Genomic DNA, 11937 nt, shown 5'->3' on the forward strand with positions numbered 1-11937 from the left:
GGGTCAGGCCTCCAGCAGCATCGCGACGGCCTGACCGCCGGCGGCGCAGACGGAGATGACGCCGCGCACGGGGACCTCGGCGCTGCCGCCCTCGGCGACCAGCGCCGCCTTGCGGCGGTGCAGGAGCGTCGCGAGCGTGGCGACGATGCGGGCGCCGGTCGCGGCGAACGGGTGACCGGCCGCGAGCGAGGAGCCGGCGACGTTGAGCTTGCTGCGGTCGAGCGTGCCGAGCGCAGGGGCGCCGACCTCGTCGGCGGCGAACGTCTCGTCCGCCCAGGCGGCCAGGGTCGCCTCGACGACGCCGGCGAACGCCTCGTGGATCTCGACCAGGTCGATGTCGTCCAGCGTGAGGCCCTGGCGGGCGAGCAGCCGCGGGACGGCGTACGCGCCGCCCATGAGCAGCCCCTCGGTGCCGCGGGTGAAATCGACGGCGGCGGCCTCGGCGTCGACCACCCGCGCCAGCGCCGGCAGGCCGTGCGCGGCCGCCCACTCCGGCGAGGCCAGCAGGACGGCTGCGGCGCCGTCGGACAGCGGCGTGGAGTTGCCCGCCGTCATGGTCGCGTCGGCGTGGTCGTTGCCGAACACGGTGCGCAGCTTCGCCAGCGCCTCGATGGTGGTGTCGGGGCGGAGCGCTGCGTCGCGCGTGAGCCCGCGGTAGGGGGTGACGAGGTCGTCGAACAGACCCTCGTCCCACGCGGCGGCGAGCTGGGTGTGCGAGGCGAGCGCGACGGCGTCCTGCGCCTCGCGGGTCACCTTCCACCGCAGGTTGGTCAGGGCCTGGTGCTCACCCATCGACAGGCCGGTGCGCGGCTCGTTGACGTTGGGGGCGACCGGGGCGAGGTCGGCGGGACGCAGCTGGCCGACGAGCCGGAGCCGGTCGGGGACCGTCTTTGCGCGGTTGAGCTTGATGAGCGTGCGGCGCAGCCGGTCGGAGACGACGATCGGGGCGTCCGAGGTGGAGTCGGCGCCACCGGCGATGCCCGAGCTGATCTGGCCGAGCGTGATCTTGTTCGCGAGGTCCCAGGCCGCCTCGATGCTCGTGGCGCACGCGCGCTGGAGCGTGACGGCGGGGGTCTCGGGAGCCAGCGCGGTGCCGAGCACGGCCTCGCGCGCCAGGTTGAAGTCCTTGGAGTGGTTCAGCACGGCGCCGGCCCGCACCTCGCCGATCCGCTCACCGGCCAGGCCGAGCCGGGCGACCAGGCCGTCGATCGTCGTCGTCAGCATGTCGAGGTTGCTGGCGCCCGCGAAGTGGCCGCCCGCCTTGGCGAACGGGGTGCGGTTGCCGCCGACCACGACGGCGGTGCCCGAGGGGCGGGCAGTCTCGGGGGAGGTGGGGGTGCTGCTGGCTGACTCGGTCGTGCTGGTCATCGGTGACCCTCTCGCGCTCGGGATCCGGAAGCAAAAGTTGCTAGGACTCAGCGTACCGGATACCTGCTCCACCGTGGGGTTCGGGGGCTGGCTAATCTGGGATCGCTGCCTCAGCCTCGCCCCACCACCCCCGTCCGGAGGACCTCCGCGTGCGACTGCACCTCCCCGCGCCGTTCGAACCGCTGCTCGGCACGGCCGACCACCTCGACGTCCTCGGTGGCGTCCCGCCCTGGGCGGTGCCGGACGGGTGGTTCGAGGAGGCCCACCGCTGCATCGAGGAGATCGCCGGCGACGCCCGCGTCGGCTCGGCGATCACGACCTCGACGACCTACCTCCCCGGCACCTCCCGCGCGATCCCCATGGTCTGGGACGCCGCCGCGTGGCTCGCCGGCCCGACACCCGTCTTCTGCGGGCCGCACTCGCGCTTCCCGTGGGAGATGACCGAGCGGTACCTGCAGCCCGGCAAGATGCTCGATCCGCAGAGCGTGTGGCGGTACGTCGGGGCGGCGACGGCGTGGCCCACCCAGCTGCTCTCGTGGGCCGTCACCGACGGCTGGGACCGCCGTCGGGCGCTGGAGACCCAGCGCGCGATCCTCGACGTGTTCACGGACGTCCCGCAGCTCGAGACCCGGCGCGCCGCCGTCGTCGGCGTCCTGGACCACGTCCTCGACGGCGACGACGCCGCGCTCACCGCGATCCACCTCACCGGGTCCATGGACGCGGTGCGCACGTACTGGCGCCACCACCTCGACGAGGGCGTCTACTCGGTGCTGCCCGAGCTGGCCGGACCGGTCGACGTCGTCGCGTGGGCCTACCCCTCGTTCGCCGCGCTCGCGGCGCTGCTGTCGCGGGCGGCGACCCGCGAGCTCTCCGCGCCCGGCTTCCTCGCCGACGTCTGCCTGGGCCGCGAGGTCCTGGTGCCGCCGATGCTGGCGGCCGCCGTCGGCGCGGAGGTCGCGGGCGAGGTGCAGCGCGAGTGGGAGGCGCGCCGACCCGGGTTCCGGGCCGCGGACTCGAACACGGCCACGCGGGCGTTCGTCGTGCGCGCGATGCAGGCCGGGGAGTACGAGCTCGTCAGGCACCTGCAGGCGCTGGGCAGCGTGCTCGCCGGGTACGTGCCGGCGCTCCCGACCGTGCCTGGCACGGTCGCGCCGGTGCTGAACGTCCTCGACTTCATGGAGGACGTCGAGGAGCTCTACACCGTGCGGCGCGGGGTCAACCCGCTGCTGGCCGAGCTCGAGCGCCGGACGGCGTCGTCGTCCAGCGCCTGGGGGACGGACGAGGACGCGGGTGGGCACCCGGGCGGGGTCGTCGCGCTGCGCGAGGGTGAGGACGGCGAGGCCGCGCCGGTCGTCGAGGAGGACGTGGTCATCGGCGAACCGCTCGAGGACCTCGAGGCGCTCATCGGTCTCGCGCCGATCAAGCAGCAGGTCGTCCGGCTGCAGGCCGAGGCGCGGGCCGAGATCCTCCGCGTGCGGGCGGGGATGCCACCGAGCGAGCGGTCGCGGCACCTGCTGTTCGTCGGCAACCCCGGCACCGCCAAGACCACGGTCGCCCGGATCCTCGCACGGGTCTACGCGCAGCAGGGGCTGCTGAGCCGCGGCCACCTGGTCGAGGTCAGCCGGGCCGACCTCATCGGGGAGTTCATCGGCCAGACGGCGCCGAAGGTGCGCGCCGTCGTCGAGCGCGCGCTCGGCGGGGTCCTGTTCATCGACGAGGCGTACTCGCTCATCCCGCGCGACTCCTTCCGCGACTTCGGGCACGAGGCCGTGGCCACGCTCGTGAAGCTCATGGAGGACATGCGCGAGGACCTCGTCGTCGTGGCCGCCGGCTACCCGGACGAGATGCAGCGCTTCGTGGACGCCAACCCCGGGCTGGCCTCGCGCTTCCCGACGACGCTCGCGTTCGACGACTACACCGACGACGACCTGTGGCGCATCTTCGTTCTCGTCGCGGCCCAGGCCGGCTACACGCTGGCGTGGGGCGTCGAGCTCGCGGTGCGGTCGCTGTTCCCCCGCGAGCGGCCGCGCAACTTCGGCAACGGACGTTTCGTGCGGAACGTCTTCGAGGAGGCGACGGCCCTGCAGGCCGTGCGGATCGTGGCCATGGCCGACCCCTCGTTCCAGGACGTTCGCACGCTGCTCCCGCAGGACGTGCCCGCGCGCGGGGTGGTGCAGGAGGTGTCGGCGGCGCCCGGGATGTACCTGTAGCGACCGGCGGGGTGGTGGGTCAGGCGTGCTCGTACAGGCGCTGGTGGCCCATCATCCCGGCGAACCGGAACGGGCCGACCGACTCGCGCGACGTGCGGTACTCGCGGCCGTCCTCGGGGAGCGTCGTCTTGTGGAGCACCTCGTAGGCCGTGTGGTCCAGCGGGGTGCGGCGCTCGATCATCGCGGCGTGCTCGGCGCCGCGCAGGTGCTCGCGGTAGCCGGGCTGGACGACGGCGGCGAAGAACTCCGCGACCGAGCCCGAGCCGTAGCTCGCCAGGCCGATGCGCGACCCCGCGAGGTCGCCCTCGTGGTGGTCGAGCAGCGAGGCGAGGGCCACGTACACCGAGGCGGTGTAGGAGTTCCCGATGAGGCGGTTGTAGCGCATCGTCTCGTCGAGGTCGGCGGCGACCTCGGCGGGCGTCGGGTTGCCCCCGGCGAGGACGGCGAGGTGACGGTGCGCCTTGGTCGCCATCTTCGTGAACGGCTGGTGGTAGCAGATCGCGGCGAAGTCGGAGAAGCTCGCACCGCCCTGCGCGAGGTAGTCCTCCCACGCGCCGCCGATGGCGTTGAGGTAGGCCTTGATCGAGCCCTTGCCGTCGACCAGCGCGGTGGTGCGGTAGTTCGGGCGCCAGAAGTCCATGACGTCCTCGGTGTAGACCCCGGCGGGGTTCTCCACCACGAGGAGCGCGGGGTCGGCCTGCACGAGCATCGCGGCGGCGGCAGCGCCCTGGGTGGACTCGCCGGAGGAGCCGAGGTCGTAGCGTGCGACGTCGCTCGCCACGACCAGCACCTTCTGGGAGGGGTCACGGGCGATGAGCCCGACGGCGAACTGCAGCGCCGCCGTCGCGGAGTAGCAGGCCTGCTTCAGCTCGACGACGCGGACGGTCGAGGGGAGGCCGACGAGCTTGTGGACGTAGACGCCGGCCGACTTGCTCTGGTCGATGCCGCTCTCGGTGGCGAACAGCAGGGTGCGGATGCCCTCGGTGCCGTTGCGCTCGATGATGCGGGCCGTGGCGTCGGCGGCCATCGTGACGATGTCCTCGTCCCCGGCGAGCACGCTCATCACGTCCTGGCCGATGCCGACCGTGAACTTCGCGGGGTCGATGCCGTGGTGGTCGGCCAGGTCCGTGAGGGACAGGCTGTGCTGGGAGGTCGCCAGGGCGAGGTCGTGGATACCGATCGAGAGCGGCATCTCGGTCTCGCTTCGCACCATGGTCAACGGGCTCCTTCTCCAGCACCTTCTGGGACTTGCGGCACCCAGACCGGCAGGCACCCGGCGATGCCCACCAACGATTATGGACCTTGTCTCACCAACTTAACTACCTGGGTCGTCAGGCCGGGGGAGTCTGCACCCGATCTCCACGACTCTCCCCACGCTCCAGGACGACGTGCGAGCGCATCAGCTCGCCCGGGTTGGTCTGCGCCGCCAGCAGCGAGAGCTCCCCGCACAGGACCGACGCCGCGGCCAGCACCGCGAGCCGTCGGGCGTTCTCGCCCGGCTCGCGGTCCTCGCGGCAGCCGAGCCGGGTGAGGGCCTCCTCGACCTCGGGCAGGCCCTTGCCGTTGCCCACCGACCCGACGATCACGTTGGGGAGGGTGCAGGAGAAGTACAGGTCGCCGTCGCGGTCCTCGGCCCGGGTCACGCCCTGGCTGCCCTCGACGATGTTGGCCGCATCCTGGCCCGTGGCCAGGTAGAAGCCGAGCAGCATGTTCGCGTAGTGCGCGTTGGCCGAGCGGATCGAGCCCGCCAGGAGGGAGCCGAGGAGGTTCTTGCGTGTGTTCAACGTCTCCACACGCTTGGCGGTCGTGCGCAGCCGACGCTCGACGATCTCGCGCGGGATCAGGATCTCGGTGACGACGTTCTTCCCGCGGCCGAGGATGCCGTTGACCGCCGACGGCTTCTTGTCGATGCAGTAGTTGCCCGAGATCGAGCCGTACCGGACGCCGGGGATCGTGGCGAGGATGTGGTCCATCAGCCGCTCCGAGGCGAGCGTGACCATGTTGTGGCCCGACGCGTCGCCCGTGGTCAGCTCGAAGCGCACGAACAGCAGGTCGCCGACGATCTCGGAGTGCAGGTCGATGAGGCGCGCGAACCGGCTCGTCGTCGCGACGACGGCCTGCAGCTCCTCGCGGGAGCCCGTGATCCGGAGCCAGGCGGCGTAGGCGGTCGCGGCGTCGTCGGCCTCCAGCAGGACAGACCGGGACATCCGCTCGTCGACGACGACGGTGCGGATCCCGCCCTCGATCAGCGTCGAGACGCGCGCGCCCCGGCCGACGGACGGCCACAGCGGCGTCTCGTACGTCGCCAGCGGGACGCTGACCTCGTCGGTGCCGCCGACGGCGTCGCCGGAGACGCGGATCGGTCCGACCCACTTCAGAGGGATCGGGGTGCTCGAGGATGCGGAGATGGCCACCGTCCGACGCTACCCCGTCACCGCCGCCGCGAGCTTGCGCGGTCCGAGGGCGGGCCCGGCGTGCACGGTCGATCGCCACGAGACTGTCGAGGACCGGAAGTACCTGATACCGTGAGTTTCATGAGTCGTGTCGTCGAGGACGCCTCCCCCCGCTCCGACGGGCGGTCGCTGCGCTGGGAGTCCCACCGGGCAGCCCGTCGCGACGACCTCACGCGCGCCGCCCGCAAGGCGATCCACCACGGCGGCCCCGACCTGTCCATGGACGAGATCGCCTCCGCGATCGGCACGTCCAAGTCGATCGTGTACCGCTACTTCCGCGACCGCAGCGGGCTGCAGACCGCCGTCGGCGAGGCCGTCCTGCAGGAGATGGGTTCCGCCCTCGCGGACGTCTCCCACCGCGCCACCGGACCCCGTGACGCCGTCCGGGCGATGGTCGGTGTCTACCTCGGGATGATCTCTACCTCGCCCGCCGTCTACACGTTCGTCACGCGTGGCGGCGAGGTGAGCGAGGAGCCCGGTCCCCTGCGCACCCTGGCCGACGACGCGGCCGCCCTCCTCGTGCCCGTCCTCAGCGACGCGCTGGCCGCGCAGGAGCGGTCGCGCGACGCCGCCCACATGTGGGCGGCCGGCGTCATCGGGTTCGTCCGCGGCGCAGCCGAGGTGTGGCTGGTGGAGCGCGGCACGGTCGCCGACCGCGACCCCGACGTCGAGCACGCCGAGATCGAGCGCCTCGCCGACACGCTCGCCGGCTGGATCTGCGTCGGCACCCCCAGCCCGTGACCGCCCCCACCCACGCATCGACAACCCCGAGCCCGCGAGACGAAGGAGTCACCACCATGGCCGCCGAGAACCCCGCCCCGACCACCCTCGACGTCGGCGCGCTGGCCGACCTCCTCGACGGTCGCTGGGCCGAGCTGCGTCGCCACGCCCGCGACATCTCCACCGAGCCCGAGATGGTCAGCATCCCGGGTCAGCCGATGGCCGAGCACCGCGAGCGCGTGCTCGCGTCGCTGCAGCGTCTCGCGGACGCGGGGGAGGTGCAGCGGGCGTTCCCGACCGCGCTGGGCGGTGAGGACAACCCCGGCGGCAACATCGCCGGCTTCGAGGAGCTGATCGTCGCCGACCCCTCCGTGCAGATCAAGGCGGGCGTCCAGTGGGGCCTGTTCGGTTCCGCCGTCCTCCACCTCGGCACCGAGCACCACCACACGACCTTCCTCCCCGGGATCATGAGCCTGGCGGTCCCCGGTGCGTTCGCCATGACCGAGACGGGCCACGGCAGCGACGTCGCCTCGATCGCGACCACCGCGACCTTCGACCCCGAGACGCAGGAGTTCGAGATCCACACGCCCTACCGTGCGGCGTGGAAGGACTACATCGGCAACGCGGCCGTGCACGGGACCGCCGCCGTCGTGTTCGCGCAGCTCGTCACGAACGGCGTCAACCACGGTGTGCACGCGTTCTACGTGCCGCTCCGGGACACCTCGCAGGACAAGGTCGACGGCGCGCACCCCATGCTCCCGGGCGTCACGAGCGAGGACGACGGGCACAAGGGCGGGCTGAACGGGATCGACAACGGTCGGCTCGCGTTCGACCACGTCCGCATCCCGCGCACCAACCTCCTCGACCGCTACGGCAGCGTCGCGGAGGACGGCTCGTACACCTCGCCCATCGCCTCGCCCGGTCGTCGGTTCTTCACGATGCTCTCGACCCTCGTGCAGGGGCGCGTCTCGCTGGACGGCGCCTCCGCCGTCGTGAGCAAGATGGCGCTCGCGATCGCGTGGCGCTACGCCGAGGAGCGGCGCCAGTTCACCGGCGCCGACCCCGAGGCCGAGACGGTGCTGGCGGACTACGGCACGCACCGCCGTCGCCTGCTGCCGCTGCTCGCGCGCACCTATGCCGTCCAGCTGCTGCACAACGACCTGCTCGAGCGGTTCCACGGCGTCTTCGCCGGCGAGCACGACTCCGACGAGGACCGTCAGGACCTCGAGACGCTGGCGGCCGCCGCGAAGCCGCTCTCGACCTGGCACGCGCTCGAGACGCTCCAGACCGCGCGCGAGGCCTGCGGCGGCCAGGGCTTCCTCGCCGAGAACCGGCTCGTGGGCCTGAGGGCCGACATGGACGTGTACGCGACGTTCGAGGGCGACAACACCGTGCTGCTGCAGCTCGTCGGCAAGCGCCTGCTCACCGACTACGGGCGCTCGACGGCGAAGATGGACGTAGCCGGTCAGGCCCGGTGGGTGGCCGAACGCGCGGGCGACATGGCGCTGCACCGCACGCCGCTGCGCCGCGCGTCGCAGTCGATCCGCGACTGGGGCTCGCGCGCCCGGTCTGCCGAGGAGCTGCGCGACCCGGCGATGCAGCGGGAGCTGCTCGAGGACCGCGTCGAGACGATGATCGAGGAGATCGCGCTCCGCCTGCGTCCGACCCTCAAGGGCACGCCGGCCGAGCGGGCCGCGGCGTTCGACGCGAACCAGGCCGAGCTGGTCGAGGCCGCGCGGGCGCACGGCGAGCTCCTCCAGTGGGAGTCCTTCACCGCGGCGCTCGAGGCGGTCACCGAGCCCGCGACCCGACGCGTGATGGTGTGGCTGCGCGACCTGTTCGCCCTGACGACGATCGAGAAGAACCTTGCCTGGTACCTGGTCAACGGCCGGCTCTCGGCCCAGCGCGCGCGCACCGTGACCTCCTACGTCGAGCGGCTGCTGCTGCGGCTGCGGCCGCACGCCCTCGAGCTGATCGAGGCGTTCGGGTACGGCCCGGAGCACCTGCGCGCGGCGATCGCGACGGGGGCCGAGGCGCAGCGCCAGGAGGACGCGCGGGCCCATGTCCGCCGCGAGCGCGCGACCGGGACGGCGCCGGTGCTGGAGAAGCACCTGGCCGACACCCGGGACGGGGCGAGCGGGCCCAAGGTGGCCCAGCCCGTCTGAGCGGCGGCGGCGGGACCCCGGCCAAGTTGGGTTAGGCTTACCTCACCTAGAGCGAGGAGTGGTCACGTGGGTCGCGGTGTTGTCACGCAGATGCAGGTCGTCGCACGGGAGTGGCTCACGCCGCACCTCGTGCGGCTGACGTTCACCGGTCCCGACGGCGGTTCGCTCGCCGACTTCCCGATGAACGACTTCACCGACGCCTACGTGAAGGTCGAGCTGGCGCCGGTCGGCGTGGACCTCGGCTTCCCGTACGACGGCGAGGAGGTGCGCGCGACGCGGCCGCCGCACGAGTGGCCCGTGCTGCGCACGTACACGATCCGGACGTTCGACGCCGCGACCGGCAAGGTCACGATGGACTTCGTCGTCCACGGCGACGAGGGCATTGCCGGCCCGTGGGCGCGTGACGTCGAGCCCTTCGGCCCCACCTCCCGCGTCCTCGTGCGCGGTCCCGGCGGCGCCTACGCGCCCGACCTCGACGCCGACCACCACCTGCTCGTGGGCGACGCCAGCGCGCTGCCCGCCATCGCGAACGCGCTGGAGCGGCTGCCCGTCGGGGCGAGCGCCGACGTCGTCATCGCGGTCGAGGACTCGGGCGACGAGATCCCGCTGGTCTCCGACGCCGACGTCAGGGTGCGCTGGGTGCACGCGGCGTGCGCCGACACCTCGGTCGGTGAGGCCGTGGTCGCCGTCGTGCGCGGCCTCGAGCTGCCCGACGGCGAGCTCCAGGCGTTCGTGCACGGCGAGGCCGGCTGGGTGAAGGCGCTGCGCAGCCACCTGCGGTTCGACCGCGCGATCGAGCGCGAGCGGCTGTCGATCTCCGGCTACTGGCGCCTCGGCGCCAACGACGAGCAGTGGCGCGACGGCAAGCGCGAGTGGAACGCCTCGGTCGAGGCGGAGGAGCAGCGGCGCGCGAGCTGAGCGCGTCCGTCGGTCGACGAGGCCTGCTGGCGGCCTAGAGGCCTCGCGCCACCTCGGCGGCGGCCTGCAGCCACGCGCGCTGCGTCGCCGGCTTGAGCGCGTCGAAGCGCAGCAGCCCTCCGACCATCGAGGGGTCGTAGGGGATGACGACGGCGGAGCGCACCATCGAGCGGAAGCCGTTCGCGATGGTCTGGGCGTTCGCGCTGGCGTCCTTGCGCGCCTCCGACACGATCACGACGGCGCGCGACGCGAGCTGGGCCGAGTGCTCGTCGCGGGCGGCGAGCTCCTCCAGCAGCAGCGCGGCGGCCTCGGCGTGCTCGGCCTCGGCGCGCAGCGGCACGACGATCTGGTGCGCGTGGTCGATCATCCGCAGCCAGTGCTCGGCGGCCTCGTCGTTGCCCGAGTCGATGAGCAGCATCCGGAAGTACTTCGAGGCGACGTCGTGCACCGCGTCGAAGTCGTCGCCGCTGATGCGCTGCTGGGCCGAGAGGAGGTGCGGCGTCGAGCGCAGCACGTCGTACATGTCCCGTGTCTGGTGGTGCACGTAGTACGCGACCTCGGCGGCCCGCGCGCTCGGCGCGAGCAGGTCGTCGGTCCGGGGGAGCAGGTCGCGCACGGAGGACTCGTGCGGCCCCTGCTCGGTGCGCCAGCCCAGCGTGCCGCGCGTCTCGTTGTTGTCCCACGCGAGCACACCACCACCCCCCTGGCGGGCGAAGACGGCCGACAGCATGGCGGTGGTCGGCGTCTTCCCGGCCCCGCCCTTGCCGTTCACGACGGCGATCGTGCGCGTCCCTGGCCAGTGCTGGGCGACGGCGGACTCGTCGGCACGCTGGGCGCGCTCGTCCTCCGAGGGCGAGACCTTGATCCCGACGCGGCGCATCGCCCCGCGCCAGCCCTGGGAGGCCGGGGCCTCGTGCTCGGCGGACTGCAGGAACGAGGAACGGCCGGCGGGGGCGGCCGGGGCGGCCGGCTGGCCGGACGGGTCGACGCCGTAAGCGGGCGCGGAGGGCTGCCCCGGCTGGCCGGGCTGGCCGGGCTGGCCGGGCTGGCCGGGCTGCTGCTGGTGCTCCGGCGCCTGGGGCTGCGGCTGCTGCGGGTAGCCGCCCGACGGCGGGACCTGCTGCCAGGACTGCTGCGGCCAGTGCGGCGCCGGGGGAGCGGGCTGCTCCGTCGGGGTGGCGTGCTGCTGGGTCGACTGCGGCGGCGGCGGCTGCTGCGGCCACGCGGGAGCGGCCGGGGCGGCGGGCTGCTGCGGCGTCGGGAGCCCGAACTGCTGGGCCGGCGCCGGCGCCGGGGTCTGCTCCACGACGGGCTCCTGCGGCGACGATTCCTCGGTCGAACGTGCCTCGGCCACCTCGGCCTCGGCCTCGGCCTGCTCGGCGTCGACCCCGGTCTCCTCCTCGGCCTCGGTCTCCACCGGAGCCGGCTCCGCAGCCCCGACAGCGGGCGGCACGAGCATCGGCACGCTGGGCGGCGGCGCGGGGGTGGAGAGCGACGTCGGCACCTCGAGCGACGGCACCACGAACGGGGAGTGGGCCACGAGGCCGGGGGAGACGACGGGCCCGGTGTGGGCTCCGCCGTCGGGCGCCCCGGTGCCCCCGGACGCCGGGGTCTCCGGCGGGGCGAACGAGAACGCGGTCGCGGGCCGCAGCGTGACGTCGGGGTCGGTGGCGCCTGACTCGCGGGCGGCGGCGTAGTCGCGGCGCCGCGCGCGCGAGGAGTCGGGCAGCGGGGAGATGCGGGTCTCGTCCACGGCGGGATCGACCTCCGGGGTGCTCTGCGCCGCGGACGGTGCGGCGGGGGCGGGCGGCGTCTCGGCGACCGTCAGGTAGGAGACGGTGCCGTCGGGGTGGACCATCAGCTGCACGCGGACCTCGGGGTCGGTCACCTCGACCACCTGCGGGCCGGCGACGGCGGCGCGGCGGGCGACGTGGGCCGTCAGCGCCGAGCGTGCGTCGAGCAGGGCGGTCCCGGGCGGGGTCACCTGCTCGGCGACGCCGTCGACGGCGACCTCGGACGATCCGTCCTCGCGGATCGTTCCGACGACGGACGGTTGAGCCTCGGGCATGCGTAGATCCCCCACCTGGTCAGAGTTTCCTCGAT

The 11937-nt window shown here is 73.3% G+C and carries 8 protein-coding genes; 4 read left to right on the top strand and 4 right to left on the bottom strand.

Annotated elements, in window-relative coordinates:
• Nucleotides 1–3: 3 nt before the first annotated feature.
• A complete protein-coding gene (locus C8046_RS14815; protein ID WP_109230107.1) occupies nt 4–1368 on the bottom strand; it encodes an acetyl-CoA C-acetyltransferase in 1365 nt (454 codons plus the stop codon).
• Nucleotides 1369–1517: 149 nt separating this feature from the next.
• Here C8046_RS14815 and C8046_RS14820 point away from each other — a divergent pair, with 149 nt between their 5' ends.
• The gene (locus C8046_RS14820) at nt 1518–3578 is read left to right on the top strand and encodes an AAA family ATPase (RefSeq protein WP_109230108.1); all 2061 of its coding nucleotides are present in this window, start codon (nt 1518–1520) and stop codon (nt 3576–3578) included.
• Nucleotides 3579–3597: 19 nt separating this feature from the next.
• Here the strand turns inward: C8046_RS14820 and C8046_RS14825 are convergent, their stop codons facing one another.
• A complete protein-coding gene (locus tag C8046_RS14825; RefSeq protein ID WP_235866345.1) occupies nt 3598–4791 on the bottom strand; it encodes a hydroxymethylglutaryl-CoA synthase in 1194 nt (397 codons plus the stop codon).
• A gap of 118 nt (nt 4792–4909) precedes the next feature.
• Complete coding sequence (locus C8046_RS14830) at nt 4910–5992, bottom strand: hydroxymethylglutaryl-CoA reductase (RefSeq protein ID WP_216628979.1); 1083 nt, start codon at nt 5990–5992, stop codon at nt 4910–4912.
• A 120-nt stretch (nt 5993–6112) separates the two neighbouring features.
• On the opposite strand from C8046_RS14830, the gene C8046_RS14835 reads away from it, so the two are divergent.
• From C8046_RS14835 to C8046_RS14845, 3 genes are all read left to right on the top strand, one after another.
• Nucleotides 6113–6772, top strand: a complete 660-nt coding sequence (locus C8046_RS14835) for a TetR/AcrR family transcriptional regulator (protein ID WP_109230109.1) — start codon at nt 6113–6115, stop codon at nt 6770–6772.
• A 56-nt stretch (nt 6773–6828) separates the two neighbouring features.
• On the top strand, nt 6829–8916 hold the full coding sequence (locus C8046_RS14840; protein ID WP_109230110.1) for an acyl-CoA dehydrogenase: 2088 nt from the start codon (nt 6829–6831) through the stop codon (nt 8914–8916).
• A gap of 66 nt (nt 8917–8982) precedes the next feature.
• Nucleotides 8983–9834 carry a siderophore-interacting protein gene (locus C8046_RS14845; protein WP_235866346.1) on the top strand — a complete coding sequence of 284 codons (852 nt, stop codon included), beginning with the start codon at nt 8983–8985 and terminating at the stop codon, nt 9832–9834.
• 34 nt (nt 9835–9868) lie between these two features.
• Here the strand turns inward: C8046_RS14845 and C8046_RS14850 are convergent, their stop codons facing one another.
• Nucleotides 9869–11902, bottom strand: coding sequence for an AAA family ATPase (locus tag C8046_RS14850; RefSeq protein WP_109230112.1), 2034 nt, complete (start codon nt 11900–11902; stop codon nt 9869–9871).
• Nucleotides 11903–11937: the final 35 nt, after the last annotated feature.

The sequence above is a fragment of the Serinibacter arcticus genome (assembly GCF_003121705.1).
Taxonomy (GTDB): Bacteria; Actinomycetota; Actinomycetes; order Actinomycetales; family Beutenbergiaceae; genus Litorihabitans.

What these genes read in the sequence shown, in the direction of transcription:
- C8046_RS14815 (WP_109230107.1), bottom strand. Translation starts at nt 1,368, where the DNA reads ATGACCAGCACGACCGAGTCAGCCAGCAGCACCCCCACCTCCCCCGAG.
- C8046_RS14825 (WP_235866345.1), bottom strand. Translation starts at nt 4,791, where the DNA reads ATGGTGCGAAGCGAGACCGAGATGCCGCTCTCGATCGGTATCCACGAC.
- C8046_RS14835 (WP_109230109.1), top strand. Translation starts at nt 6,113, where the DNA reads ATGAGTCGTGTCGTCGAGGACGCCTCCCCCCGCTCCGACGGGCGGTCG.
- C8046_RS14840 (WP_109230110.1), top strand. Translation starts at nt 6,829, where the DNA reads ATGGCCGCCGAGAACCCCGCCCCGACCACCCTCGACGTCGGCGCGCTG.
- C8046_RS14850 (WP_109230112.1), bottom strand. Translation starts at nt 11,902, where the DNA reads ATGCCCGAGGCTCAACCGTCCGTCGTCGGAACGATCCGCGAGGACGGA.